This window comes from Bradyrhizobium sp. 141 (genome assembly GCF_023074055.1).
Lineage (GTDB): Bacteria > Pseudomonadota > Alphaproteobacteria > Rhizobiales > Xanthobacteraceae > Bradyrhizobium.
On sequence record NZ_JADPKR010000094.1, the window covers coordinates 179,800 to 205,194 of the forward strand.

The following is a 25,395-nucleotide window of genomic DNA, read 5'->3' on the forward strand; positions in this document are numbered from 1 at the left end:
CGCTGACACCGACGTCAGCGAAGTGAATGGAGATGGACATGATGCGCCGTATCGTTCCGCTCGCTGCAGGCCTCGTCTTGACGGGTTTCTTGGCAAGCTCGGCTCTCGCTGCTGATATCAATCTGTTGAACGTGTCGTACGATCCGACGCGTGAGCTCTATGCCGAATTCAACAAGGCGTTCGCGAACGCCTTTCAGAAGGAGACCGGCAAGAGCGTCGAGATCAAGCAGTCGCATGGCGGCAGCGGTTCGCAGGCCCGCGCGGTGATCGACGGCTTGCAGGCCGATGTGGTGACCCTCGCGCTCGCCTATGACATCGATGCCATCGCCGCCAAGGGGCTCACCACAGCCGATTGGCAGAAGCGGCTGCCGCAGAATTCATCACCCTACACCTCGACGATCGTCTTCCTCGTCCGCAAGGGCAATCCCAAGGCCATCAAGGACTGGGACGATCTGATCAAGCCGGGCGTCGCCGTGATCACGCCGAACCCGAAGACCTCGGGCGGGGCGCGCTGGAATTATCTGGCGGCCTGGGGTTTTGCGCAGAAGAAGTACGGCTCGGCCGACAAGGCCAAGGATTTCATCGGAAAACTCTACCAGCAGGTGCCGGTGCTCGATACCGGCGCACGCGGCGCGACCGTCACCTTCGTCGAGCGCGGCGTCGGCGATGTGCTGCTGGCCTGGGAGAACGAGGCCTTCCTGGCGCTGAAGGAATTCGGCGCGAACAAGTTCGAGATCGTGGCACCGCCGCAATCGATCCTCGCCGAGCCGCCGGTCACCATCGTCGACAAGGTTGCCGATAAAAAAGGCACCCGCAACGCCGCCGATGCCTATCTCCAGTACTGGTACACCAAGGACGGTCAGGAAATTGCCGCGCGTAATTTCTACCGCCCGCGCGATCCCGAGATCGCCAAGAAGTATGAAAATTCCTTCGCCAAGGTCGAACTATTCACCATCGACGACGTTTTTGGTGGTTGGACCAAGGCTCAGAAGGAGCATTTTGCCGACAGCGGTATCTTTGACCAGATCTACAAGAACTGATCTGGCGCAGTCTTAATGGGCTTTTAGCAGGGGGCCTGGTGAGCGCATTCGCAGCAAGACGCCGGACATTGCCGGGCTTCGGTCTCACGATGGGACTGACGCTGTCCTGGCTGTCCGTCATCATCCTGATTCCGCTCGCTGGGCTGTTCCTGAAATCGCTCGAGCTCAGTCCCGAACAGTTCTGGAATATCCTCACCAGCCGCCGCACCCTCAATGCCTTGCGCGTCTCCTTCGGCCTCGCGTTCGCGGCGGCCTCCGTCAATCTCGTGATGGGCAGCATCATCGTCTGGGCGCTGGTGCGGTACCGCTTTCCCGGCCGCCGCCTGTTCGACGCCATCGTCGATGTGCCATTCGCGCTGCCGACGGCAGTCGCCGGCGTTGCGCTGACCGCGCTGTTCGCCGAGAAGGGCTGGCTGGGGGCGCCGCTTGCCGCGGCCGGCATCAAGGTGGCGTTTACGCCGGTCGGCATCTTCGTCGCCATGATCTTCATCGGCATTCCCTTCGTGGTCCGCACCGTGCAGCCGGTGTTGCAGGATCTCGACCCCGAGATCGAGGAGGCGGCGGGCAGCCTGGGGGCCAGCCGCTGGCAGACCATCATCCGCGTGATCCTGCCCTCGCTAGCACCGGCGCTGCTCACCGGTCTTGCGCTCGCCTTCGCGCGCGCGGTCGGCGAATACGGCTCGGTGATCTTCATTGCCGGCAATCTGCCCAACGTGTCCGAGATCGCCCCGCTGCTGATCGTGATCCGCCTGTCCGAGTTCCGCTACGCCGACGCGACCGCCATTGCGGCGGTCATGCTCGTCGTCTCCTTCGTCATCATCTTCGCCGTCAACCGGCTCCAGCGCTGGTCGCAGAGCCGGATTCCGGCGCGTTGAGGGGCGGACCATGACGATGCAGATCGCAGATTCCGTTTCCCTGGCCTCACCCGATGCGCGCGCTCGCGCGCATGCGGCCGCGGCACACGACAGTCTGCGTACCGAGCCAAGGGCGGTGCGCATCACGATCATCGCATTGGCGATGATCTTCCTCTCCGTCTTCGTCGTGTTGCCGCTGGTGGTGGTGTTCGCCCAGGCCTTCTCGAAGGGGATCCTCGCTTATTTCGCCGCGCTCGCCGAGCCGGAAGCGCTGGCCGCGATCAAGCTGACGCTGCTGGTTGCGGCGATCTCGGTCGGCCTCAATCTCGTGTTCGGCCTCGTTGCGGCCTGGGCGATTGCGAAATTCGAATTTCCGGGCAAGACCTTCCTGATCACACTGATCGACCTGCCGTTCTCGGTGAGCCCGGTGATCTCGGGCCTCGTCTTCGTGCTGCTGTTTGGCGCGCAGGGCTATTTCGGCGGCTGGCTCAGGGACCACGACATCCAGATCCTGTTCGCGGTGCCCGGCATCGCGCTCGCCACCACCTTCGTCACCTTCCCCTTCGTGGCGCGCGCGCTGATCCCGCTGATGCAGGAGCAGGGCACGCAGGAGGAGGAGGCCGCGATCTCGCTCGGCGCCTCGGGCCTGCAAACCTTCTTCCGCGTCACGCTGCCCAACATCAAATGGGGCGTGCTCTACGGCGTCCTGCTCTGCAACGCGCGCGCGATGGGCGAGTTCGGCGCGGTCTCCGTCGTCTCCGGCCACATCCGCGGCGAGACCAATACGATGCCGCTGCTGGTCGAGATCCTCTACAACGAATACCAGTTCGTCGCCGCCTTCGCGATTGCCTCGCTGCTGGCGATGCTGGCCTTGATCACGCTGATCGCCAAGACTGTTCTCGAACGTCACCTCGACGAAGGAGACGACGCAAGTGACCATTGAAGTCAAAAACCTCGTCAAGAAGTTCGGCGGCTTTTCAGCCCTCGACGGCGTCGACCTCAAGGTCAATGACGGCGAATTGCTCGCGCTGCTCGGCCCCTCCGGCTCGGGCAAGACCACGCTGCTGCGGATTATCGCAGGTCTCGACTGGCCTGATGCCGGCGAGGTCTCCTTCAATGGCGAGGATGCGCTGGCGCAGGGCGCGCGCGAGCGGCATGTCGGCTTCGTGTTCCAGCACTACGCGCTGTTCCGCCACATGACCGTGTTCGAGAACGTCGCCTTCGGCCTGCGCGTGCAGCCGCGCGCGATACGGAAAGACGAGGCCACGATCCGAGCGCGGGTGAAAGAGCTGCTCGATCTCGTCCAGCTCGACTGGCTGTCCGACCGCTATCCGAGCCAGCTCTCCGGTGGCCAGCGCCAGCGCATCGCGCTCGCCCGCGCGCTGGCGATCGAGCCGCGCATCCTCCTGCTCGACGAGCCGTTCGGCGCGCTCGATGCCAAGGTGCGCAAGGAGCTGCGAAGATGGTTGCGCTCGCTGCACCACGAGATCCACGTCACCTCGATCTTCGTCACCCACGACCAGGAGGAGGCGTTGGAAGTCGCCAACCGCGTCGTGGTGATGGACAAGGGCAGGATCGAGCAGATCGGCTCGCCCGATGACGTCTATGAGAGGCCGGCAAGCGCGTTCGTCCACGGCTTCATCGGCGAATCCATCGAGCTGCCGGTACAGGTCGAAGGCGGCGTCGTCAGGCTCGGCGACCGGCCGCTTGCCCTTGCGGCGGACGGGATTGCGTCTGGCACGTCAAAACTGTTCGTGCGGCGACATGACATGTTGGTCGGCCCGCCCGGCAGCGGCGCGTTCGAGGGCGCCGTGCAGCATGTCCGCAATTTCGGTCCGGTGCAGCGGGCCGAGGTCGCGTTGTCAGGCGGCGAGACCATTGAGATCGACGCCCCCCGCGACAAGGAACTGCGCCCCGGCGACACCATCGGCCTCGAGCCTCGCCGTTACCGGATATTTGCGGGCGCCTGAGCTGTCCTGCCGGCTCGAATTTTCTTCAAAATTCACCTTTCAGCCACGGTTGGTATGCAACAACGGCCCCTCATTCGGGGGCACTCTATGCGCGCTGCGGCCGCAATTCTCATCACTTTGCTGCTCGCCGGCTGTGCCGGCAACGAGGCGCCGGTCCAGCAGCCGTCGATGTATGCCGATATGTCGGTCCCGGGCGCCAAGCTCGATGCGCAGGCGGCCGCGATCATGATCTCGCAGTACCGCCAGAACAACGGGCTCGGCACCGTCGTGATCGATTCCGATCTGATGCGGCTTGCCGAATCCCAGTCCCAGGCCATGGCGGCCGCCAACAAGATGGACCATGACGTCCGCGCGCCGCTGGCCAAGCGGCTCAGCACGGGCGGTTACCCGGCGACGGTTGCGGTCGAGAACGTCTCGGCCGGCTATCATACGCTGGCGGAAGCGTTTTCCGGCTGGCGCGACTCGCCTCCGCATCGCGCCAACATGCTCAAGGGCGGTGTCACAAAATTGGGCATAGCGGCCGGCTATGCTCCAGGCACCAAGTACAAGGTGTTCTGGACCATGATCCTGGCCTCGACGGACCCCCGATAAGCCAGACTTGATCCCGGGATGCATTGACGCCGCGGCGAAACTGTCGCCACGGTGGCTCGCGTTTTGCGTTTTTTTGCTAATGTCCCCGCATGACCGATCATAGCCCGGAAGTCGCAACAGTCCCCGCGAAAGCGCAACGCGTCCTGGTTCTCCAGGGCGGCGGCGCACTCGGCTCCTATCAGGCCGGCGCCTGTCAGTCGCTGTGCCATGCCGGCTTCGAGCCGGAATGGGTGGCCGGCATCTCGATCGGCGCGGTCAACGCCGCCATCATCGCCGGCAATGAGGGCGAGACGCGCGTCAAGCGGCTCAAGGAATTCTGGGAGATGGTCTCCGCGCCGGTGCCGTGGAAGCCGATCGGCAAGAGCGATCGCAGCCGCGAGCTGTTCAACTCGACCAGCGCCGCGCTGATCGCAACCTTCGGCGTGCCCGGCTTCTTCACGCCGCGCGTCCCGCCCGCGCCGATGTGGCCGCCGGGCCATCCCGAGGCCGAGAGCTATTACGACACCGCGCCGCTGAAGAAGACGCTGGAGCGCCTGGTCGATTTCGACCGCATCAACGATCTCAAGACGCGCCTGTCGGTCGGCGCGGTCGGGGTCACCTCGGGCAATTTCAAATATTTCGACAATTACGAGTTCAAGAAGCTCGGCAAGAAAATCGGGCCCGAGCACATCATGGCCTCCGGCGCGCTGCCGCCGGGCTTTCCGTCCGTCGTCATCGACGGCGAGCATTATTGGGACGGCGGCATCGCCTCCAACACGCCGCTCGACTACGTGCTCGATGCCGAGATCGACCGCGACATGCTGATCTTCCAGGTCGACCTGTTTTCCGCGCGCGGCGACCTGCCGAATTCGCTGCTCGAGGCGACCGAGCGCGAGAAGGACATCCGCTTCTCCAGCCGCACGCGGATGAACACCGACAAGAACAAGCAGATCCACAACGCCCGCAGGGCGGTGCGCGACCTGATCGGCAAATTGCCGGACTACCTGAAGAATGATCCGTCCGTCGAATTCCTCGCCAAGGTGTCGCGCGAAAGCACGGTCACCGTGGTGCATCTGATCTACCGCAGCAAGAACTACGAATCCTCGTCCAAGGATTACGACTTCTCGCATGTCGCCATGGTCGAGCATTGGGAAGCCGGCGTGCGCGACGTGCATCTGTCGATGCGCCACAAGGACTGGCTCGAGCGGCCGCAGTCCGGCGAGACCATGGTGACCTACGATCTTACGGGGGACGTCACCGCGCCCCCGCCAAAAAGGAGCGAATAACATGGGTACTCTGTCAGGCAAGAACGCCGTCGTGACCGGTTCGACCAGCGGCATCGGGCTCGCTTACGCGCGCGCCTTCGCAGCCGCCGGCGCCAATGTCGTCATCAACGGATTCGGCTCGCCGGAGGACATCGAGAAGGAGCGCGCCAAGATCGAGTCGGACTTCAAGGTGAAAGCGATCTATTCGCCCGCCGACATGACCAAGCCCGCCGAGATCGCCGGGATGATCGCGCTCGGCGAGAAGACTTTCGGCTCGGTCGACATCCTCGTCAACAATGCCGGCATCCAGTTCGTCTCGCCGATCGAGGAATTCCCGGTCGAGAAATGGGACCAGATCATCGCGATCAACCTGTCCTCGGCCTTCCACGCCATCCGCGCCGCCGTCCCCGGCATGAAGAAGAAGGGCTGGGGCCGCATCATCAACACGGCTTCGGCGCATTCGCTGGTCGCCTCGCCCTTCAAGTCGGCCTACGTGTCGGCCAAGCACGGCATCGCCGGTCTCACCAAGACCGTGGCGCTGGAGGTTGCGACCCACAAGATCACCTGCAACTGCATCAGCCCGGGCTATGTCTGGACGCCGCTGGTGGAGAGGCAGATCCCCGACACGATGAAGGCGCGCAATCTGACGCGTGAGCAAGTCATCAACGACGTGCTGCTCGATGCGCAACCGACCAAGGAGTTCGTCACCTCCGAGCAGGTCGCCGCGCTGGCGCTGTTCCTGTGCGGCGATGATGCCGCGCAGATCACCGGCACCAACCTCTCGATCGACGGCGGCTGGACCGCGGAGTAGGGCGGGGTGCCGTAGGGTGGGCAAAGGCGCTTTTGCGCCGTGCCCACCATGCTTCCGCCATTGAGAGAAACGGTGGGCATGCTTCCGCCTTCGCTCTTCGAGCTACGGCGGACAAGTCGCTTTGCCCACCCTACGAGTCCGTCGTCCGGTCGGGCCTAATGCCCCCAAGCCAGCGCCGTCACAAAGGCGGATGACAGGTGCAGCTCGGCAAACAAGATTTTGCCGGCGACCACGAACAGGACGCTCGCAAGCGTCAGGCGCAGCACCGTCTCGGGCACGCGCGTGGCGCTGAAGCTGCCGACGATGATGCCGGGCAGCGAGCCCATCAGCAGCACGCCCATCAGGGCCCAATCCACATCGCCGAGCGCCCAGTGCCCGATGCCCGCGACCAGTGTCAGCGGCACCGCATGGGCGATATCCGAGCCGACGATGGTCACCATGGGCAGGCGAGGGTAGAGCAGCAGCAGCACGGTCACGCCGACCGCACCGGCGCCGACCGACGAGATCGAGACCAGCACGCCGAGCACGATGCCGGTAACGACGGTCGCAATGGCGGTGATGCGCTCGTCGACCTGTTCGAGCCGGCGGCGATAGCGCTCCATGATGGATTTGCGGAAGATCAGCGACGTCGCGGTCAGCAGCAGCGCGAAGCACAGCACCAGGTTGACCAGGTTGCGCTCGGAATCGCTCTTGAGGTCGAGCTTCCACAACACCAGCAGCGTCAGCGCACTCGCAGGAATGCTGCCGCAGGCTAGCCGTAGCACCGCTGGCCAGTGCACGCTGCGCGACCAGCCATGCACCACGCTGCCGCCGGTCTTGGTGGCGGCGGCATAAAGCAGGTCGGTTCCGACCGCTGTGGAGGGATGGACGCCGAACAGCAGGATCAAGAGCGGCGTCATCAACGAGCCGCCGCCCACGCCGGTCATCCCGACAAGCAGGCCGACGCCGAATCCAGAGGCGACGTAGAGTGGATCGAACATATCAGGGGAATCTTAGGTTGATCTCGTCGGTTAGGCAATACGACGTAGAATAAAGTTCCCCTAACGCGCAACCGCTCGGGCAGAATAAGAAAAATTTTGCCTCAGGTTCAAAAAGGAGAGGCGTTTTGTCTCGTTCCTGTGCGTGCTCTGACAGAGCCGTTCCCCGGGGAAGCAGCGAGCACGTCAGGCGCGCAGCGCCTATTTACCGAACGCCAGCACGTGCAGTCCGAGCCGCTGCCGCACGATCCAGAACAAGAGCACCGTCTCGAAGGTGAGGGAGATCGATGTCGCGGCCGCCGCGCCGTGGCCGCCGTAGCGCGGCACCAGCGCGATGCAGAGCAGGAGGTTCATCACGAAGGCTAGGGCATAAGCGAGCGCGCAGATCTTTTGCTGACCGAGCATGTTGAGCAGCCGTTCGACCGGCCCGATCGCGGAGCGCACCACCAGGCCGATCGCGGCGACGAACATGATGTCGTAGCCGATCACGAATTGCGGCCCGAATAGCCAGAGCAGCGGCTTGCCCACCGCGAGCAGCGCGATGGTCGCCGCCAGCGACGGCCAGAACGTCCAGCCGATCGCATGCGCGACATAGGCCGATAGCCGTGCCTTGTCGCCGCTTGCGTTGTATTCGGCGAAGCGGTGCGCCGTCGTCGCCGACATCGCGTAGTGGATGAAGGAGACCAGCGCCAGCGTCTTCACGACAGCGAAATAGACGCCGACCTCGTCGGAGGGGCGGAATTGCTGCAGCACCAGCACGTCGGTGTAGGACAGCAGCAGGTAGAAGCTCTCGACCAGCAGGATCGGCAGCGAGACGGCAAGCCAGCCGCCAATGTCGTAGGTCTTGGGACCGGGCGCGATATGATCGGCGAGCTTGCGGTTCAGCACCACCATCTGCCCGGTCATCGCGATCCAGACCGCGCCGGCGCTCGCGGCCATCGCGGCGACCGCGCCGAGATGATAGCCGAGCAGGAAGGCGATAGCCGTGATGCCGATGATCAGCGCCTGGCGGATGATGAATTGCGGCATCAAGCCGAGCTGCATCCAGTCATGCGATCGCGCGATGCCGTCCTGGGTGTTGGCAACGACGAAGGCCGGCAGCGTCATGCAGCCGATATAGAGCGGCAGCTCCTCGGCCGGGTCGATCCAGGGCGACAGCAGCCTGACGATGCCGGCGAGGCCGAGCGACACCAGCATGGAGACGAGGAAGGTCAGCCAGCGGCTGCCGGAGAGAAAGCCGCGCAGCAACGCCTGCTCGCCGCTGCTGCGATACTCCGGAATGATCTTTTGCGCGGAAGCCGAGATGCCGAAATCCATCATGCTGCCGAGCAGCAGCACCCAGGTCCAGACATAGACATAGATGCCGTAGTCGGACGTGCCCATCCAGCGGGCGAGCAGCACCTGCGAGACATAGGCAAGGCCGGCGCTGATCACGCGGATGATGAAGATGGTGCCGGCAAGCCGCCGCGTCAGCGATGCCTCGCTCGGGCCGCCCGTCAGCTTGGTCCGCAGCCGTGCCATCAGCCCGGCCGGTCCGGTCGTTGCGGGTTCTGCATCCATCACGGCCAATACGAACGGTCCCCGGGGCGCGCGCATGCTGCGGCAGGCCTGGGACTTAGCAACCATTCCTTAAGATTCGGTTGGAACGCCTCCGGCCGCGTCCCGCCAAGGTCGGCGCGGCGAACATCGTTTCGCATGCCGGGTCAAGCGGCGCTGTTGCGGTTGTCACTTCATCCAGGGAGTTTCCATCCTGCCTATTTGGAGGGGTGACGTCCTGCGCCGCTTCGAACTATGCTCACGGCATAGTGGAGGCATTTGGAATATGTGCGGGCCGGCATGCTCGCGCATGGAATTGGCGCGATGCCGGGCGGAGACCACAACAGTTCGCGGTCCCGGCCAGACGCTTGCTTTGAACGTCATTTCAGAAGGAGCGATTGATGACTCGATTTATGATGTGCGTGACCGTGCTCGCCGCAATAGCCTTCTTCGATCTCTATGCCATGACACCCGCGCGAGCGGACGCGTGGGGATGCTCATACGAGAAGTGCCTGGCCGCCTGCACCAAGGCCGGCGGTCAGCGATGCAGCCTGTATTGCACAAAGAAGTTGCAGGAAAAGCAGGCTACGAAGGTTTGCCCTGCATCCTGATCCTGGCCGGCTCCACTATTCGGTCCGGGACGATCTACTCCAAATTCGTATTGAACTCGTACGACTTCTCCGCACCCACCAGCGTGAACTTCAGCGCTGCGCCGTCGGGCTTGGCGCTCGGCGGCAATCCGTCGAGCTCGAACGAGAAGCGTTTGACGCCGACCGGACTGGGCTCGACCTGGGCCGGGATCGGCAACGCCCAATCGGGCGTCGGCCCTTCCACGAACAGATTGACGTTGCGGCTATCCGGCGTCACCACGTCGACCACCACGATCTTGGGCCCCTCGCGCTTGACGTCGCGGATGGTGAGCGGATTGGGATCGCCGATATTGGCAGGCTTGGGCACCGTGTCGAGCGCGGCACGCAAATTGGCGTCCTCGGTCGAGGCGACGCTGTTGAAGCCGAGCTCGGCGCTGGCCTCGACCGGAATGCAGAGCTTTTCGCACACCGCGTAATTGATCTCGGCGCGCAAGGTCACCGGCTTGTCGGCCGCCTTGGGGACGATGCGCAAGGGCAGCACGATCTGGTTGTGATAGCCGATCGAATGGCCGCCCGCGCCGTCGTCGAACTTCAGCGGCGCAGGCCACATCACCGTCACCGCCTCGACATTGTCCGACTTCGAGAAGTCGAACCGCGGCGGCACGCCGGAATCCCCGGGGGTGCGCCAGTAGGTCTTCCACCCCTGCTGGAGCTGGAAGGCGATACCGCCGAGCAGGACGGCGCCGCTGCGCGATCCCGCCAATAGCCGCACCGCGGAATGTCCGTCGCGCTGCCACGGCGAAGCGTCATCGGCGCGGGCCGCGATGGCCAGCGACGACGCAAGCAGGGTTGTCGCGACGCCAATCGCCGCACGCAGGGGAACTCTTGTGAGCATGGCACGTCTTTACAGGGTCACCCCGGGGCAAACCATTGAATTGCTTGTGATGGATGCACCTGAATCGAGTCTCTGCAAGCCTTGATTTGACAGCGGCCCGGGCCGACATCAGGATAGGAATTGAAACCGGAGTGCTTTACCGATGGCTCCCACAGGCAAGAGGACGGGCGAAAGCACCCGCAGCGCAAGCCCCGCGCTCCCCAATTCGGCCGGTTATCTCGACGGCCGGCTGCTGATTGCGATGCCCGTGATGGGCGATTCCCGCTTCGAGCGCTCGGTGATCTATCTCTGCGCCCATTCGGCGGAGGGAGCGATGGGCATCATCGTGAACCACCCGGCCGGCAGCATCGACTTCCCCGAGCTCTTGCAGCAGCTCGGCATCATCAAGAAGGGCGAGCACATCAAGCTGCCGGAAAATGCCGAAAGCATGAAGGTGCTGCGTGGCGGCCCGGTCGATACCGGCCGCGGCTTCGTGCTGCATTCCAGCGACTTCTACATCGAAAATGCGACGCTGCGGATCGATGACGGCGTCTGCCTCACGGCGACGGTCGACATCCTGCGCGCCATCGCCAACGGCTCCGGCCCCAAGCACGCCATTCTCGCACTCGGTTATGCCGGCTGGGCGCCGGGCCAGCTCGAGACCGAGATCCAGAGCAACGGCTGGCTGCATTGCGATGCAGACGCGGACTTGATTTTCGGCGACGACGTCGACGACAAGTACGGCCGCGCCTTGCGCAAGATCGGCATCGATCCCGGCATGCTCTCGAACGAGGCCGGGCACGCGTAGCTCTGGCGCACTCGTTGCGTCAACCTCCGCTGTCGTCCCGGACAAGCGCGCCTCAAGCGAAGCGCAGATCCGGGACCCATACTCCCAGGATGAAGTTTGAGGCAGGCAGGTCACTCCGGGCCTTCGCCAAACCACGTCCGGTGGTTATGGGTCCCGGATCTGCGCTTCGCTTGTCCGGGACGACACCGGAGTATGTCGCTACTCCGCCGCCTGCTGCTGCACCGTCGGCTCCGTCCCCGCCACGGTCGCGCGGCGCATGTCGCGAGGTTGCGACTGGTCGTAGCGGCGGACGCGGTGCATGGTCTGGCGATTGTCCCACATCACGAGATCATGCAGCTTCCATTTGTGGACGTAGACGAACTCGGCCTGCGTCGCGTGCTCGTTGAGATCGCGCAGCAGCAGCCGCCCTTCCGGCACGCTCATGCTGACGACCTTTCCGGCATGCGATGACAGATAGAGCGACTTGCGGCGATGGACGGGATGGGTGCGCACCAGCCGCTGCAGCACCGGCTTGAACATCTCCTTCTCTTCGTCGGTATATTCGGTGAAGCCGAGCGATCCCCGCGAATACATCAGCGAGTGTTCGCAGACGAGGTCCTCGATCTCCGCCTTGATGTCATCGTCGAGCGCGTCATAGGCAGCGCGCATGTCGGCGAATTCGGTGTTGCCGCCCTTCGGGTTCACCACCCGCGCGGAGAGCAGCGAGAATTTTGCAGGGATCGGGCGGAACGAGCTGTCGGAGTGCCACAGGCAATTGCCGAGGTTGAACAGATTGGCGCGGCTGTCCTTCGGCAGCGGCTTGCCGTCCTTGCCGAGATTGGAGACATCGTTTAGGCCCGAGGTGAGGCGGTATTCATCCGCCTTGGTGATGTTGCCGCCGCGCGCTTCCTCGCGCGGGCCGAAATTCAGCGCGAACGCCATCTGCTGCTCGTCGGTGATGTTCTGGTCGTGGAAGACGAGAACCGCGTATTTGTCCATAGCGGCCTCGACCTCGCGCGCCTCATCGGGTGTGAGAGGCTTGCGCAAATCGAGGCCGGACACCTCACCGACGAAATGCTTCTGAAGCTGCCGGATGGCGATCGTCATGGCGTTCTCTCCCGCGTCTGCGAGCGGTTTCTCCGCTCTGTTTGCGGAAAAAATGACTCGCGCGTCCGGCGATGTCAACGCGCCGCGCGCATGGCTCTCACGCGTTCCGCGCCATCAACCCACCGTCGACCGGGATCACGGCGCCGGTGAGGAAGGACGACGCCGGCAGGCACAGGCTCAGCGTGATATGCGCGACCTCCTCGGGATCGCCGTAGCGGCCGAGTGCGGTGCGGCGCTTGGCGTAGATCGTCTTGTGCTCCTCGGAGATGCGGTCGGTGATCCCTGTGCGGATCGGGCCCGGACAGATGCAGTTGACGGTGATGCCCTCGCGGCCGAGCTCCACCGCGAGCGAGCGGGTGAGGCTTGCCACGCCGCCCTTCGCTGCCGAATAGGGGCTGTGCAATGCGGTCGCGCCGAGCGCCTCGGTCGAGGCAATGTTGACGATGCGCGGACTGTTCGATTTGCGCAAGTGAGGCAGCGCAGCGCGGATGATGCGCGGATGGGCAGTCAGCATCACCGCGATGCCCCTGGCCCAGGCGTCCTCATAGCCCTCGTCGTCGATCGCAACCCGCACGGAGATGCCGGCATTGTTGACGATGATGTCGATTGCGCCGAAATGCGCGGCGACCTCATCAACCACGCGCTTGATCTCGTCGCCGTCGGCAACGTCGAGCTTCCACGCCCTTCCTGCGCCGCCGCTCGCGGCAATCTCCTTGGCAACCGAATGCGCGCCTTGCCCGTCGAAATCGGTGACGGCGACGTTTGCGCCCTCAGCGGCGAACAAGCGCGCGGTCGCGCGCCCCATGCCGCTGGCCGCGCCAGTGACGAGCACGGTCAAGCCCTTGACGGACCGGCTGAGCAGCTTGAACTCGGACATGTTGTTTCCTTAGGAAGCCGCTTGTTCTTGTTATGATTGACAAGGCTGGCATCGATCCGCAGACAGGTCAAACAAGCAAGACAAAATGGGAGGCCGCGATGGCGAACGAGCTCGATTTTTCAGGCAAGCAGGTGCTGGTCGTAGGCGGTTCGAGCGGGATCGGCAACGGCATCGCGCAGGCGTTTCGCACAAGGGGCGCGCTTGTCGCGGTTTGCGGCACGCGGGCACAGCCGCAGGATTATTCGATCGAGGAGGGCTCTGATCTCACGGGCCTCTCTTATGCGCAGCTCGACGTCGGCAACCCCAGTGCGATAGAGGCGTTCAAGCCGTCCTTCGACAGGCTCGACGTGCTCGTGCTCGCGCAGGGCGCGGTGCTCTATCGCCGCGGCGAATTCGAGATGAGCGGTTTTCGCAAGGTGGTCGAGGTCAATCTCATGAGCCTGATGGCCTGTGCCACGCGATTTCATTCCATGTTGCGGGATTCCAGGGGCACGCTGATCATGGTGTCCTCGACCGCGGCCTATCATTCCACCATGGGCAATCCCGCCTATAACGCGTCGAAGACCGGTGCGGTCGGATTGACGCGGACGCTGGGCGAGGCCTGGGCCGAGGACGGCATCCGCGTCAACGGCATCGCGCCCGGGCTCGTCGACACCAAGATGACGAAGGTGACGACCGACAATCCGAAGCGGCTCGAAGGCGCGCTCGCGCGCATCCCGCTGCGGCGATTGGGTACGCCGGCTGACATGGCGGGGGCGGCGCTGTTCCTGGCCTCGCCGCTGTCGTCTTACATCATCGGCCAGACGCTGGTCGTCGATGGCGGGCTCATCTTGTAACGGGCTACACTTTCGTCGTGTCTTGGAACTGCGCTGCTCCTGATCGGTTACTTCGGCTGACCCCCGAGGAGGAGCATCATGGATACGGATCGGATTGTTGGATCGGCCAAGGAATATGCCGGACGCGCGGAAGGCGCGGTCGGAGACATCGCAGGCGATGCGAAGACGCAGGCATCGGGCAAGGCTAGGGAAGCTGCGGGCACGGTGCAGAATCTCTATGGCCAGGCCAAGGATGCCGTGCGCGATGCCACGGACACCGCCGCCGGCTACGCCAAGGACGCCTATGATAACAGCGGCGAGACTTTCCGCGATGGGACACAGGCGCTGACGAAGAAGGTGCAGGACAATCCGCTCGGCTCGCTGCTGGTGGCCGGCGGCATCGGGTTTGCGCTCGCGCTGCTGATGTCGCGGCCCGCACGCCGTCCGCCGCCACGCTGGCGCTATTAAGGCTGAGCCAAAAGCTCATGTTTCTCGTGCCCCGGACGCAGCGCGCCACGCAGTGGTGCGCTGCTGAGCCGGGGCCCATTCTTTTCAGAATGTGGTGAGAGGAACTGGGTCCCTGCTCTGCGCAGCAGCGTTCCACGCTGCAGCGCGTCCGGGACAAGAGAACCTGCTCCAGCGACTACCGGATCGCTTCCGCCGAGCGTCCGACGTTTCCAGGCGGACGTGGGGCCCCCGGATTGGGATTCGGATTGCGTGGCCCGGGCGCCGGCGCCAGCTGACGCGGCGGCGGTGGCGGCGAGCCGAAGCCGAAGAAATCCCGGAACGTCGGCGCGGCCTGTGCCGGCTGCTGCACCACCGGCGGCTTCTTCGGCGCGAGCTTTGGCGGTGCCATCGCAGCCGCGGCACCCGGTGTGCCCGGAGCAACACCGCCCTCAGGCGTCGTCGCCGCAACAGGCGTATCGCCCTTGGCCTGCTCGCGCCCGACTTCGCGGCGCGGCCAGGCATAATCGTCGGCACGGCCGGCCGGGGCCGCCAGCGGCTCGCCTTTCACCATCGTCTTCGCAGCGAGCGCATCGACGGCGGCGGGACGCGAGCCCGGTCCGCCCAGCAATTGATCGGTAGAGATCGAGGCTGCAACCAGCGGCACGATCGGCCCCGCCAGCGGCCGTGGCGCGGGCTTGCCGGGCTCGGCGCTGGTGTCGGGCGTCGCCGGCTCGCTCGGCAGCGCGATCGGGCCGGAGCGTCCCGCAAGCAGGCGCGTGATCTCGCGCTCGACATAGTGCGCGAGCTTGCGCGCGCCGGGTTTGGTGAAATAGACGCCGTCAGAGCTGCGCAGCTGACGGATCTGGCCTTCGAAGTCAGGACCCTTCTGGAGGAAGCGGCCGGCCTCGTCGACAAAGCCGTCCCAGACGTCGACATAGGTAATGCCGGCCTTGGCCGAGCCTTCGCGATAGAGCGAATCCAGGAACAGCATGTCCGCCGTGCCCTTCTGCCCGCGGATGGCGGGAAGACCGACCCAGAGCACCGGCACGCCCTTGGCCTTGAGGACGCCTGCCAGTTCCTCGATCTTCTTGCCGTAGAGCTCGACCCAGCGGTCATCGCGGAATTCGTAGAGGCCGTTCGGATTGCGGGCCGTCTTTTCGGGCGCGGCCACTGGCGCGTCGGCGTTGTCGGCATCATCCTGCGGCAGATCGGCATCGGCAGGCTTGTCGTCGGGCTTGGCGGCGCTGTCCGTGCCGGGTTTGGTCTCGCCGGGCTTGGCCGGTTGCTTGGCGCGGGCGCCCTTGTCGTTCTTCTTGTCCTTGTCCTTATCGGTCGCTTTGTCCGACTTGTCGGCGACAGGCTCGCGGATCGCGGCGCGGTCGTTGAGGCCGAGCATGACGACGATGACGTCGGGCTTCTCGGTTTCGAGGATGCCCTTCGCCGCTGCCGCCCAATCCGAGGGTTCACCCTTCGGCTGGTACTTGATCAGGCCCGACGTGGACTTGTGCTTGCGGATCACGCCCATGTCGGGCTGCTCGGTGTAGGCGTCCTCCAAGCCGTAGGCGAGCCAGTCGGCCATGGCGTCGCCGATCACCAGCACGTTCTTCTCAGGGATGGTGTCGCGTTTCGCCGGCGCCGGAGCGCGCGAAAAATCCTGGCGCGGTGCCTGTTGCTGTTGCTGTTGGAACGGCGCGAAGAAGTCGCCGCCGAACCAGCCGCCGCCGCCTCCACCACCGCCTCGCTGTGGTGGCGGAGCCGAACGCTGCGGCGGGCCGCCGAAGCCGGGGAAATTGAAGAACTGCGCCGAAGCGGGCGCTGCGACCGCAACCAGAATCGCAAGCGCCGTCCCCAGCGCGATCAACGGGCCGGTCTCGGTCAGCGCCTTGAACAGGGACTTTTTGGACATGCGATCTCGGGCACGCGCAACGGGGATCGGAAGCGGCTCAATATAATAACGGAATCGGGCGCCAAACAGGCAAATTCCGTTGCAAATTCTTGCCCCATACACCGGGGAACAGCCGCCTCCGTCAAGGCTGCCTGCCAAAATCCCTGTTCAGGGTTACTTTCGGGGCGATTTTACCGCCCGCGCAGCCGGTCCAGCACGTCGGAGGAGGCAAAGCCATCGGCGGGCGCCCCCATCGAGGCCTGGAAGTTGCGCAGTGCCTCCCGGGTCTGGCCGCCGAACTGGCCGTCCGGGGTGCCCTTGTAGAAGCCGCGCTGCGCCAGCAGCTGCTGCAGTTCCAGCCGCTCGGTGCGCGACAGCTCCCGTTCCTGCCGCGGCCAGGGCTGCACGAAGGGCTGCCCCCCGCGCAGGCGGTCAGCGAAATGGCCGATCGCCAGAGCATAGGCCTCGGCCGGGTTGTACTTCATGATGACGCGGTAATTCTGCAGCATCAGGAAGCCGGGGCCTTGCGCGCCCGCCGGCGCCAGCAGATAGGCTTTGTCCGCCGGATGCGGGAAGGGCTGATTGGTCGGGCGCTTCAGCCCGAGCTTCTCCCATTGCGCGATCGTCATCGCCTTGGCGCGATCGGCCAGCATGTAGTTGAATCCCTGGGGCACCACGACCTCAAAGCCCCAGGTCTGACCGGCCTGCCAACCGTCTTTCTTCAAATTGTTGGCAGTCGAGGCGATCAGGTCGGTGGGATTGTCGACGACATCGCGCCTGCCGTCACCGTCGCCGTCGACGGCAAAGCGCTTGAACGCAGTCGGCATGAACTGGGTCGGGCCGAAGGCGCCGGCCCAGGAGCCGCGCAACTGCTCCGGTCTGAGGTCGCCGCGGTTGACGATCTCCAGCGCGGACAGGAACTCGTCCTTGAAATAGGCCTGGCGGCGGCCGATGCAGGCGAGCGTCGCGGTCGATTGCAGCACGCTGCGGTCGCCCATCTGCGTCGAGTAATTGGACTCGATGCCCCAGATCGAGGCGATGATGTAGCGGTCGACGCCGGTGGTCTTTTCGGTGGCGTCGAACTGCGCCTTGTATTTGGCGAGGACCTCGCGGCCCTTGGCGAGGCGGTTGTCGTTCACGAGGATGTCGAGATAGTCCCAGATCGACTTGGTGAACTCCGGCTGCGAGTCCATCAGGTCCATGATGCGCAGGTCGGGCGAGAGCCCGGCCGTGAAGCGCTGAAAATTCTCCTGCGTGATGCCGCGTCGTGCGGCATCCGGCCACATCCCGGCGACACAATTGCTGAAATTGCCGGCGGCCTCGCGGATCGCCGCGGCCGTCATCAGCGGATGGCCCGAAGCGCCGTCCTCGCCGCTCCAGGGAAGTGCGCCGCCGGGGCCGGGCGCAGGTTGCGAGGGCGCGGGGTTCGCACCCGAGAAGATGCCGCCGAACAGGTTGGACAGGCCGTTCTGCGCCTGGGCGTGCGCGCTGACAGGCAGCAGCACAGCGGCCGCAATCATCATCGCGCCGGTCGCGGATACCGCCCGTCTTGCCTGCCCTGCCACCGATTGCATCATGTCCCACTCGTCGGCTTCTGGAATCCGCCATCAGGAGGCCTGGTTACGGTTGCCAATAGCTTAACAAAGATGAAATTTTGGTGACGGCCTTTTTCTTAACTCTGCGCGGATGAGGCCCCACAACCGCCTTTGTTGGCGGCTGCAAACAGGCTAGCAAGATGCCATTGCTCCGTCCCCATGTGCCCCCAGGTATTCGAACAATCACATGAAAATTCGCAAAGCCGTATTCCCCGTCGCCGGCCTCGGCACCCGTGTCCTGCCCGCCACCAAGGCGATGCCGAAGGAAATGCTGACCATCGTCGACAAGCCGCTGATCCAGTACGTCTATGACGAGGCGAGGGAGGCAGGCATCGAGCACTTCATCTTTGTCACCGGCCGCAACAAAAACGTCATCGAAGATCATTTCGACCGGATGTTCGAACTCGACGCCACGCTCGCGGCGCGCGGCAAGAAGGCCGAGCAGGACATCCTGGCGCAGAACCAGCCCGAAGCCGGCGCCGTCAGCTTCACCCGCCAGCAGGCGCCGCTCGGCCTCGGTCATGCGGTCTGGTGCGCGCGCGACATCGTCGGCAACGAGCCGTTCGCGGTCGTGCTGCCCGACGAGCTCGTGCTCAACACGCCGGGCTGCCTCAAGCAGATGATCGAGATGGCATCCTCGCTTGGCGAGAAATCCAATCTGGTCGCGGTCGAGGCGGTGCCCGACCATCTCACCCATCAATACGGCATCTGCGGCGTCGGCAAGCGCAGCGGCAAGATGTTCGAAGTCGACGGCATGGTCGAGAAGCCGGCCAAGGGCACCGCGCCCTCCAACCTCTCGATCACCGGCCGCTACATCCTCCAGCCCGAGATCTTCAAGATCCTGGAGACGCAGGAGCGCGGCGCCGGCGGCGAGATCCAGCTCACCGACGCCATGATCGGGCTCGCCAAGTCGCAGAAATTCTACGGCGTCGAGTTCGAGGGTGAGCGCCACGATTGCGGCTCCAAGCCCGGCTTCCTCCGCGCCAACATCGCCTACGGCCTGAAGCGGCCGGAGCTGCGCGACGGACTGATCGCGGAGATGAAGAAGTATCTGGGGCAGTAGCGCCCCTCGTCATTGCGAGGAGCGAAGCGACGAAGCAATCCAGACTGCTTCCGAGGAGGAAGTCTGGATTGCTTCGCTTCGCTCGCAATGACGTGGAGAGACCGCCTCACGCCGCCAGCGACAGCTGCGGCAAGCTCGCAACCACCGACTGGTTGCGGCCGCCGGCCTTGGCGGCGTAGAGCGCCTTGTCGGCGGCGGCGACCAGGACCGGCCAGTCCATGCCGGCGGTGGGAATGAGGCTGGCGACGCCGCAGGAGACCGTCGAAATCACCGTCTCGTCGGACCAGCCCTGCACCTTGGCGCGGATCGTCTCGGCGACCTTGAAGGCGTCTGCAGCCGAAACGTTCGGCAGCAAAACGGCGAACTCCTCGCCGCCATAGCGTGCGGCGCAGTCGCCGGCCCGGCTCACCGAATCGGAAATGCAGATGGCGATACCGACCAGCACCTGGTCGCCGGCCTGATGGCCGAACGTGTCGTTGTAGGCTTTGAAGTGATCGGCATCGATCATCAGCAGCGCGAGCGGGGTCTTCTGGCGCATGGCGCGCCGCCATTCGACGTCGATGACGGAATCGAACTTGCGGCGGTTCTTCAGGCCGGTGAGCGCGTCCGTCGTCGCCATCTCCTCGAGCTTGCGCTCGGCCTCGGCGCGCCGGCCGATCTCGCGCGCGAGCACCAGCGTCGATCCCAGCACGAACAGCGCGAGCATCAGCACCACGGTGCCGATGCGAAACGCCTCTTTCTGCCAGAGCGCGAAAACCGCGGCCAGAGGTTTGCCCGCCACCACGAACAGCGGTCCGTTGTCGGCGCTGCGGACGTAGAGCCGCGGCGTCGGATCGACCGGGCCCTGTCCCGAATAGGAGGCGCCGACCGGGAGATTGTCGGGCTTCCAGGCCCGGCGGTCGTTCAGGTTCGTACCGATCACATCGAGGTCGAACGGCCGCCGCATCATGATGGTGCGGTCACGCTTGAGCACGGTGATGGTGTCTTCAGGATCGAGGTTCAGCCGCTCGAACAATTCGTGGAAATAGCTGAAGCGGATCGAGCCGGCGACGACGCCGAGGAAGCCGCCGTCGGTATCGCTGATGCGACGGCTCAGCACGATCGCGTAGGCGCCGCGGAACAGCATCGGGCGGCTGATGAAGAGCCCGGCTTCGGGATTGTCGCGATGAACCCTGAAATACTCCTCCTCGCTCCGGTTCTCGGTGAGGGGATCGAGTGTGGAGGCGTCGATGGTCAGCCTGCCGTCGGCATCGAACACCTGGATGGCGCCGAAATGCCGTGCCGTGATCGCATGGTCGAACAGGATCAGGTGACGGATCGGCTTCGAGACCGTTGCAAGCTCGGGCAGCAGCATGTTGCTGGCGACCGCCTTCAGCGACAGGTCGTAGATCTCGATATTGCGGCTGACGTCGGACTCGATGCTCGTCGCCAAATTCTCCAGCGTCTGGCGGGCGAGCGCCTCCTCACCCCGGCGCATGTCGAGCATGACGTTGACGCAAATGGCGGAAAAGCCGATCACCGTCACGACGGACGAGATGATCAGCAGCTTCGCCGAAATCCGCCACGGCCGGCGGGCCGTGACTTCGCGCCATCCAGACAGCATCGTTTGCTCCCGACATTAGTGGATGCGCCCGAAAGCTTGCGTAGTGTTTAAGGTAGGACGGCGCTGCCGCAATGAGTTAAGGATCGGTTTACAGGGCCCACGCTTTTGGGCAGACCTCGATGGGACAGTCTGGGGTTCGGGCGAGAGGACGATTGTGAACGACTACCACGCGTTGCGCGACTATCTGATGCGGCAGAAGCAGGCCGAATTCGTCCTGAGCTTCGAACAGATCGAGGAGATCATCGGCGCGGCGCTGCCGCGCGCGGCCAATCGTGCCTCATGGTGGGATAGCCTGCGCAGCCCCGACATCCAGATGCCGCAGCGCGAAGCCTGCCTCGCCGCCGGCTTCATCGCGACACGGATGCCGGACGGCCAGAGCGTGCGGTTCACGAAGAAGAAGAGCGTCCGGCGGCCTTGACGGCGTGTGTTGTTCGCTTCGACCCTTGTGGGAGAAGCTGGCGCAGAGCGCCGGATGAGATATCTCTCCGTACATTCAGTATCGTAGGGTGGGCAAAGCGGAGTGTGCCCACCACCTCTGGCGTAGGGTTGGATGGTGGGCACGGCGCAAGTGCGCCTTTGCCCACCCTACGATACCGGATTCGGGGAAGGACGAGCGATCAGCTCGCCGCTTCCAGCCGCACTTCCGTCAGCAGCCGCATCGCGGCGTCGGCGTCCATCGGCTCGCCGAAGGCGAAGCCTTGTGCGTATTCGCAGCCCATCTGGTAGAGCTCGACCGCATCCGAATCGGTCTCGGCGCCTTCGGCCACCACGTCCATGCCGAGGTCGTGCGCGAGCGCGATGATCGACTTCAGAATCACCGGCCGGGTGCCGCGGTTGGTGGTGCGCACGAACGACTGGTCGATCTTGATGGTGTCGAACGGGAAGCGCTGCAGATAGGCCAGCGAGGAATGGCCGGTGCCGAAATCGTCGAGCGAGAGCCCGGTGCCGAGCTCGCGGATCCGCGTCAGCATTTGCGCCGCGTGCTCCGGATTCTCCATCACCAGCGATTCCGTCAGTTCCAGCTTGAGCGTACCGCGCGCCACCGAGGAGCGCGACAGCACGGTGCGGATGTCGTGGATCAAATCGTGGCGCAGCAATTGCCGTGACGACACGTTGACGGAGGCGAAGATCGGCTCGCGCGAGCGCATCGCGCGCTGCCAGATCGAGAGCTGCTTGGCGGTCTGGTCGAGCACGAACATGCCGAGGTCGACGATCAGGCCGGTCTCTTCCGCGATGGTGATGAACTCCGACGGCGCCATGCGTCCGAGCTTGGGATGATCCCAGCGCACCAGCGCCTCGAAGCCGGCGACCGAACGATCCTCCAGCCGCACGATCGGCTGGTACAGGATCGTGAGCTCCTGCCGCTCGATGGCGCGGCGCAGCTCGCTCTCCAGCGTCAGCCGGTCCGTCTTCCGCGCCCGCATCGCGGGCTTGTAGACGTCGATGCGGTCGCCGCCGATGCGCTTGGAATGATACATCGCAAGCTCGGCGTCCTTGATGATCTCGTCCGTGAGCTGAACTTGCGGATCGGACAGCGCGAGACCGATCGACGCCGTGAGGAAGATCTCGCGGTCGTTGAAGGCGATCGGCGCGCGGATGGTCTTGCGGATGGTCTCGGCGAAGGCGGTGATGCGGGCGGGGTCCTGCTCCGACAGCAGGATCAGGCCGAACTGATCCCCGGCCAAGCGGGCCAGCGTGTCCTGCGGCTTCAGGATGCGGGTGAGGCGGCGGGCGAGCGTCAGCAGGATGGAATCGCCGACCGCGATGCCGACGGAATCATTGACCTGCTTGAAGCGGTCGAGATCGATCACCATCAGCGTCGGCCGCAGCGTCGGCATGGTCTTGGCGAAATGCGCGACCGCACCCAGCCGGTCCATGAACAGTTTGCGATTGGGCAGGCCGGTGAGGTTGTCATGCACGGAATCGTGCAGCAGGCGCTCCTCGGCGTTGCGCAGCTCGGTGACGTCGGTGAGGGTGCCGACGACGCGCGAGACCTCGCCGTCGGAGCCGACCACCGGACGCGCCTTCAGCGCGAACCACATGAAATGGCCGTCCGGGGTGCGCAGGCGGAAATCCTGCACGAGGCGGCCGCGGCGCTGGTCGAGCACGCTGTCGAGCGCGGCGCGGAAACGGTCCTGGTCGAGCGGATGCAGCACTTCGAGCCACGAGGCCGCGGGCCCTTCGAGCGTACCGCGCTTCAGTCCGAGCAGGGCTTCGGTCTCGGGGCTGGTAAAAACCTTGTCGGCGGAGACGTCCCAGTCCCAGATCAGATCGCCGGACCCAGCCAGCGCCAGCGCCCGCCGCTCGATGTCGGAGACGACGCCGGTGGTGGCGCCGCCGCCGGCAAAGGCGTGCTGCATCACCGTGAAGCCGATCAGCATCACGATCAGCACGAGGCCGCCGAGCAGGGCAGGGCCGACGATGTCGTTGGTGACGGAGCCGGCGACCGTCATGCCGGCCGCGACCACCCAGACCACCAGCAGGAACCAGGTCGGGATCAAGAGCACGGCACGGTCGAAGCCGTGGGTGGAGAGATAGACGATCAGCGCGAAGCCGGCGAAGGCGATCAGCACCAGCGATATGCGCGCGATGCCGGAGGCGACGGCCGGATCGAACAGCGCGAGCGCGACCAAGGACCCCAGGAAGGCCAGCCAGCCCACGGTGATGTGCGAATAGCGCACATGCCATCGGCTGAGATTGAGATAGGCGAACAGGAAGACCAAGAGCGTTGCCGCCAGGATCGCTTCACCCGCCGCGCGCCAGATGCGCTCGGCGTTGTTCGACATGTCGAGCACCTTGCCCCAGAAGCCGAAATCGACGCCGATATAGACCAGCACCGCCCAGGCCAGCGCCGCGGCAGCCGGGAACATGATGCTGCCCTTGACTACGAACAGGATCGTCAGCACCAGCGCGAGCAAGCCGGAGATGCCGATCACGATGCCCTGGTACAGCGTGAACGAGTTGACCTTGTCCTTGTACGCTTCCGGCTCCCACAGATAGAGCTGCGGCAGCTTGTCGGTGCGCAGCTCCGCGACGAAGGTGATGACGGCGCCGGGGTCGAGCGTGACGCGGAAGACGTCGGCTGTCGGGCTTTCCTGCCGCTCCGGCCGGTCCCCGGTCGAGGGCGTGATGGTCGCGATGCGCGACAGGCCGAGGTCGGGCCACAGCAGCCCCGAGGAGACGATGCGGTAATGCGGAGCGACGATCAGGCGGTCGAGCTGGTCGTCGGTGTTGTTGGCGAGCGCAAACACCACCCAGTTCTGGCCACCCTCGCGGGCGCGCACCTCGATGCGGCGGACGATGCCGTCGGTGCCGGGCGCTGTCGAGACCTGGATGCGATCGGCATCGCTGCGCTGATGCTCGAGCACGCCGGTGAGGTCGATCGCGGGCGCGTCACCGCGGACGCTGACAGCGTCGAGCGCGCGTGCAGGAGACGCGGCAACGAGCATCATGAGGCCCAGCGCGATGGGCGCGAGGCACCTGATCAGACGCAAGGTCAGTTCTCCGCGTTCGACGCAAACTCTTCGGTGAAGACGATTTCAGACCGAACGACAGTCGTTCGGTGCGCCGCGATAGATGCCACGAAAGCAAGGAAAATCAAAGGGTTTCCGCCAGCCCAGTGGGCCGGCGGCCTAGACCTCCAACACAATTTTGCCAATATGTGCGCTGGTTTCCATGCGCCGGTGCGCGTCGGCTGCCTTTTCCAGCGGGAAAGTGCTGTCCATCAGCGGCTTGACGCGGCCTTCACGCAAAAGCGGCATCACCTTCGCTTCGATCGCCGCCACCATCGCCGCCTTGTCCGCATTACTACGGGGGCGCAGGGTCGAGCCGGTATGGGTGAGGCGCTTGACCATCACCTTGGCGATGTTGACGCTGACCTTGGGGCCATTCAGCGTCGCGATCTGGACGATGCGGCCATCGACCGCGGCGGCATCATAGTTGCGGTCGACATAGTCGCCCGCGACCATGTCGAGGATCAGATTGACGCCGGCCTTGTCGGTCTCTTCCTTGACCACGGCGACGAAGTCTTCGCTCTTGTAGTTGATGGCGCGGTCGGCCCCGAGCTTGAGACAGGCATCGATCTTGTCCTGCGATCCGACGGTGACGAACACCTTCGCGCCGAACGCCTTCGCGAGCTGGATCGCCATGGTGCCGATGCCGGAGGAGCCGCCATGGATCAGCAGCGTCTCGCCGGCCTTCAGGCCGCCGCGCTCGAACACATTGTGCCAGACCGTCATCAGGGTTTCCGGCAGCGCGCCGGCTTCCTTGATCGACAGCGCCGGCGGAACGCTCATCGCCTGGGCGTCCTGGGCGATGCAGTACTGCGCATAACCGCCGCCGGCGACCAGCGACATCACCTTGTCGCCGATCTTGTGCCGCTTGGCGTTGCTGCCGACTGCAACCACTTCACCGGCGATCTCGAGTCCGGGCAAGTCGCTGGCGCCGGGCGGCGGCGGATAAGCGCCGGAGCGCTGCGCGACGTCGGGCCGGTTGACGCCCGCGGCCTCGACCTTGACCAGGATCTCGTCCGGCCCGGGCTGCGGCAGGCTGCGTCGTTCCGGAACCAGCACCTCCGGTCCGCCGGGCTTGGAGATGGCGACCACGGTCATTTGCGCGGGCAGCTTGTCCATGATGTGTCCTTGAGCAAAGGTGCGGGAGGAACGAGGCCTTTGCTTAGCCAGCGCGGCCGACGCTGGCAACCGCCTCGGCATTGTGCCCGCGAACGCAG

At 64.8% G+C, this 25,395-nt stretch carries 22 protein-coding genes; 12 read left to right on the forward strand and 10 right to left on the reverse strand.

The window, feature by feature from the left end:
• The first annotated feature begins 26 nt into the window (after positions 1-26).
• The 7 genes from IVA81_RS28320 to IVA81_RS28350 all read left to right on the forward strand — a co-directional run bounded on the left by IVA81_RS28320 (position 27) and on the right by IVA81_RS28350 (position 6,510).
• Positions 27-1,040: a sulfate ABC transporter substrate-binding protein gene (locus tag IVA81_RS28320; protein ID WP_276578192.1), complete on the forward strand. Its 1,014-nt coding sequence runs from the start codon at positions 27-29 to the stop codon at positions 1,038-1,040.
• 38 nt (positions 1,041-1,078) lie between these two features.
• Positions 1,079-1,915 carry a sulfate ABC transporter permease subunit CysT gene (gene cysT, locus IVA81_RS28325; protein ID WP_346659422.1) on the forward strand — a complete coding sequence of 279 codons (837 nt, stop codon included), beginning with the start codon at positions 1,079-1,081 and terminating at the stop codon, positions 1,913-1,915.
• Positions 1,916-1,925: 10 nt separating this feature from the next.
• On the forward strand, positions 1,926-2,837 hold the full coding sequence (gene cysW / locus IVA81_RS28330; protein WP_247324108.1) for a sulfate ABC transporter permease subunit CysW: 912 nt from the start codon (positions 1,926-1,928) through the stop codon (positions 2,835-2,837).
• Entirely contained in the window at positions 2,827-3,864 is a 1,038-nt protein-coding gene (locus IVA81_RS28335; protein WP_247324110.1) for a sulfate ABC transporter ATP-binding protein, read from the forward strand. Before cysW ends, IVA81_RS28335 begins: the two co-directional genes overlap by 11 nt.
• 87 nt (positions 3,865-3,951) lie before the next feature.
• Positions 3,952-4,455, forward strand: coding sequence for a CAP domain-containing protein (locus tag IVA81_RS28340; protein ID WP_247324112.1), 504 nt, complete (start codon positions 3,952-3,954; stop codon positions 4,453-4,455).
• Between the two features lie 89 nt (positions 4,456-4,544).
• Positions 4,545-5,720 (forward strand): patatin-like phospholipase family protein, encoded by a 1,176-nt coding sequence (locus IVA81_RS28345; RefSeq protein ID WP_247324113.1) that lies wholly within the window; start codon positions 4,545-4,547, stop codon positions 5,718-5,720.
• Between the two features lies 1 nt (position 5,721).
• Positions 5,722-6,510 carry a 3-hydroxybutyrate dehydrogenase gene (locus IVA81_RS28350; protein ID WP_247324114.1) on the forward strand — a complete coding sequence of 263 codons (789 nt, stop codon included), beginning with the start codon at positions 5,722-5,724 and terminating at the stop codon, positions 6,508-6,510.
• Between the two features lie 155 nt (positions 6,511-6,665).
• Here IVA81_RS28350 and IVA81_RS28355 read toward each other — a convergent pair whose 3' ends face one another.
• The 3 genes from IVA81_RS28355 to IVA81_RS28365 form a co-directional block, all read right to left on the reverse strand.
• A complete protein-coding gene (locus IVA81_RS28355; protein ID WP_247324116.1) occupies positions 6,666-7,490 on the reverse strand; it encodes a sulfite exporter TauE/SafE family protein in 825 nt (274 codons plus the stop codon).
• Positions 7,491-7,688: 198 nt separating this feature from the next.
• Positions 7,689-9,056, reverse strand: a complete 1,368-nt coding sequence (locus tag IVA81_RS28360) for an oligosaccharide flippase family protein (RefSeq protein ID WP_247324342.1) — start codon at positions 9,054-9,056, stop codon at positions 7,689-7,691.
• 612 nt (positions 9,057-9,668) lie between these two features.
• Positions 9,669-10,508, reverse strand: a complete 840-nt coding sequence (locus IVA81_RS28365; RefSeq protein ID WP_247324119.1) for a protein-disulfide reductase DsbD domain-containing protein — start codon at positions 10,506-10,508, stop codon at positions 9,669-9,671.
• 142 nt (positions 10,509-10,650) lie between these two features.
• On the opposite strand from IVA81_RS28365, the gene IVA81_RS28370 reads away from it, so the two are divergent.
• The gene (locus IVA81_RS28370; RefSeq protein ID WP_247324120.1) at positions 10,651-11,295 is read left to right on the forward strand and encodes a YqgE/AlgH family protein; all 645 of its coding nucleotides are present in this window, start codon (positions 10,651-10,653) and stop codon (positions 11,293-11,295) included.
• Between the two features lie 198 nt (positions 11,296-11,493).
• Here the strand turns inward: IVA81_RS28370 and IVA81_RS28375 are convergent, their stop codons facing one another.
• Both IVA81_RS28375 and IVA81_RS28380 read right to left on the reverse strand, forming a co-directional pair.
• Complete coding sequence (locus IVA81_RS28375; protein WP_247324122.1) at positions 11,494-12,381, reverse strand: TauD/TfdA family dioxygenase; 888 nt, start codon at positions 12,379-12,381, stop codon at positions 11,494-11,496.
• A 97-nt stretch (positions 12,382-12,478) separates the two neighbouring features.
• A complete protein-coding gene (locus IVA81_RS28380; RefSeq protein WP_247324124.1) occupies positions 12,479-13,258 on the reverse strand; it encodes an SDR family NAD(P)-dependent oxidoreductase in 780 nt (259 codons plus the stop codon).
• Positions 13,259-13,356: 98 nt separating this feature from the next.
• Here IVA81_RS28380 and IVA81_RS28385 point away from each other — a divergent pair, with 98 nt between their 5' ends.
• On the forward strand, positions 13,357-14,094 hold the full coding sequence (locus tag IVA81_RS28385) for an SDR family oxidoreductase (protein WP_247324126.1): 738 nt from the start codon (positions 13,357-13,359) through the stop codon (positions 14,092-14,094).
• A 78-nt stretch (positions 14,095-14,172) separates the two neighbouring features.
• On the forward strand, positions 14,173-14,541 hold the full coding sequence (locus IVA81_RS28390; protein WP_247324128.1) for a CsbD family protein: 369 nt from the start codon (positions 14,173-14,175) through the stop codon (positions 14,539-14,541).
• A gap of 175 nt (positions 14,542-14,716) precedes the next feature.
• On the opposite strand, the gene IVA81_RS28395 is transcribed toward IVA81_RS28390, so the two are convergent.
• Together IVA81_RS28395 and IVA81_RS28400 are read right to left on the reverse strand one after the other, a co-directional pair.
• Entirely contained in the window at positions 14,717-16,426 is a 1,710-nt protein-coding gene (locus tag IVA81_RS28395) for a DUF459 domain-containing protein (RefSeq protein ID WP_247324130.1), read from the reverse strand.
• Between the two features lie 170 nt (positions 16,427-16,596).
• Positions 16,597-17,982: a lytic murein transglycosylase gene (locus tag IVA81_RS28400; protein WP_247324132.1), complete on the reverse strand. Its 1,386-nt coding sequence runs from the start codon at positions 17,980-17,982 to the stop codon at positions 16,597-16,599.
• Positions 17,983-18,187: 205 nt separating this feature from the next.
• On the opposite strand from IVA81_RS28400, the gene IVA81_RS28405 reads away from it, so the two are divergent.
• Complete coding sequence (locus IVA81_RS28405) at positions 18,188-19,063, forward strand: UTP--glucose-1-phosphate uridylyltransferase (protein WP_247324134.1); 876 nt, start codon at positions 18,188-18,190, stop codon at positions 19,061-19,063.
• Positions 19,064-19,169: 106 nt separating this feature from the next.
• Here IVA81_RS28405 and IVA81_RS28410 read toward each other — a convergent pair whose 3' ends face one another.
• On the reverse strand, positions 19,170-20,666 hold the full coding sequence (locus tag IVA81_RS28410) for a diguanylate cyclase (RefSeq protein WP_247324135.1): 1,497 nt from the start codon (positions 20,664-20,666) through the stop codon (positions 19,170-19,172).
• 154 nt (positions 20,667-20,820) lie between these two features.
• Between IVA81_RS28410 and IVA81_RS28415 the strand changes: the two genes are divergently transcribed.
• Positions 20,821-21,084, forward strand: coding sequence for a hypothetical protein (locus tag IVA81_RS28415; RefSeq protein WP_247324137.1), 264 nt, complete (start codon positions 20,821-20,823; stop codon positions 21,082-21,084).
• 199 nt (positions 21,085-21,283) lie between these two features.
• Here IVA81_RS28415 and IVA81_RS28420 read toward each other — a convergent pair whose 3' ends face one another.
• Together IVA81_RS28420 and IVA81_RS28425 are read right to left on the reverse strand one after the other, a co-directional pair.
• Positions 21,284-24,160, reverse strand: a complete 2,877-nt coding sequence (locus IVA81_RS28420; RefSeq protein ID WP_247324138.1) for an EAL domain-containing protein — start codon at positions 24,158-24,160, stop codon at positions 21,284-21,286.
• A gap of 138 nt (positions 24,161-24,298) precedes the next feature.
• Positions 24,299-25,297: an NAD(P)H-quinone oxidoreductase gene (locus tag IVA81_RS28425; RefSeq protein ID WP_247324139.1), complete on the reverse strand. Its 999-nt coding sequence runs from the start codon at positions 25,295-25,297 to the stop codon at positions 24,299-24,301.
• Positions 25,298-25,395: the final 98 nt, after the last annotated feature.

Excerpts from the sequence above, each read along its gene's own strand:
- IVA81_RS28320 (WP_276578192.1), top strand. The coding sequence starts at position 27 with ATGGAGATGGACATGATGCGCCGTATCGTTCCGCTCGCTGCAGGCCTC.
- cysW (WP_247324108.1), top strand. The coding sequence starts at position 1,926 with ATGACGATGCAGATCGCAGATTCCGTTTCCCTGGCCTCACCCGATGCG.
- IVA81_RS28340 (WP_247324112.1), top strand. The coding sequence starts at position 3,952 with ATGCGCGCTGCGGCCGCAATTCTCATCACTTTGCTGCTCGCCGGCTGT.
- IVA81_RS28345 (WP_247324113.1), top strand. The coding sequence starts at position 4,545 with ATGACCGATCATAGCCCGGAAGTCGCAACAGTCCCCGCGAAAGCGCAA.
- IVA81_RS28350 (WP_247324114.1), top strand. The coding sequence starts at position 5,722 with ATGGGTACTCTGTCAGGCAAGAACGCCGTCGTGACCGGTTCGACCAGC.
- IVA81_RS28355 (WP_247324116.1), bottom strand. The coding sequence starts at position 7,490 with ATGTTCGATCCACTCTACGTCGCCTCTGGATTCGGCGTCGGCCTGCTT.
- IVA81_RS28365 (WP_247324119.1), bottom strand. The coding sequence starts at position 10,508 with ATGCTCACAAGAGTTCCCCTGCGTGCGGCGATTGGCGTCGCGACAACC.
- IVA81_RS28370 (WP_247324120.1), top strand. The coding sequence starts at position 10,651 with ATGGCTCCCACAGGCAAGAGGACGGGCGAAAGCACCCGCAGCGCAAGC.
- IVA81_RS28375 (WP_247324122.1), bottom strand. The coding sequence starts at position 12,381 with ATGACGATCGCCATCCGGCAGCTTCAGAAGCATTTCGTCGGTGAGGTG.
- IVA81_RS28380 (WP_247324124.1), bottom strand. The coding sequence starts at position 13,258 with ATGTCCGAGTTCAAGCTGCTCAGCCGGTCCGTCAAGGGCTTGACCGTG.
- IVA81_RS28385 (WP_247324126.1), top strand. The coding sequence starts at position 13,357 with ATGGCGAACGAGCTCGATTTTTCAGGCAAGCAGGTGCTGGTCGTAGGC.
- IVA81_RS28390 (WP_247324128.1), top strand. The coding sequence starts at position 14,173 with ATGGATACGGATCGGATTGTTGGATCGGCCAAGGAATATGCCGGACGC.
- IVA81_RS28395 (WP_247324130.1), bottom strand. The coding sequence starts at position 16,426 with ATGTCCAAAAAGTCCCTGTTCAAGGCGCTGACCGAGACCGGCCCGTTG.
- IVA81_RS28400 (WP_247324132.1), bottom strand. The coding sequence starts at position 17,982 with ATGATGCAATCGGTGGCAGGGCAGGCAAGACGGGCGGTATCCGCGACC.
- IVA81_RS28405 (WP_247324134.1), top strand. The coding sequence starts at position 18,188 with ATGAAAATTCGCAAAGCCGTATTCCCCGTCGCCGGCCTCGGCACCCGT.
- IVA81_RS28410 (WP_247324135.1), bottom strand. The coding sequence starts at position 20,666 with ATGCTGTCTGGATGGCGCGAAGTCACGGCCCGCCGGCCGTGGCGGATT.
- IVA81_RS28425 (WP_247324139.1), bottom strand. The coding sequence starts at position 25,297 with ATGGACAAGCTGCCCGCGCAAATGACCGTGGTCGCCATCTCCAAGCCC.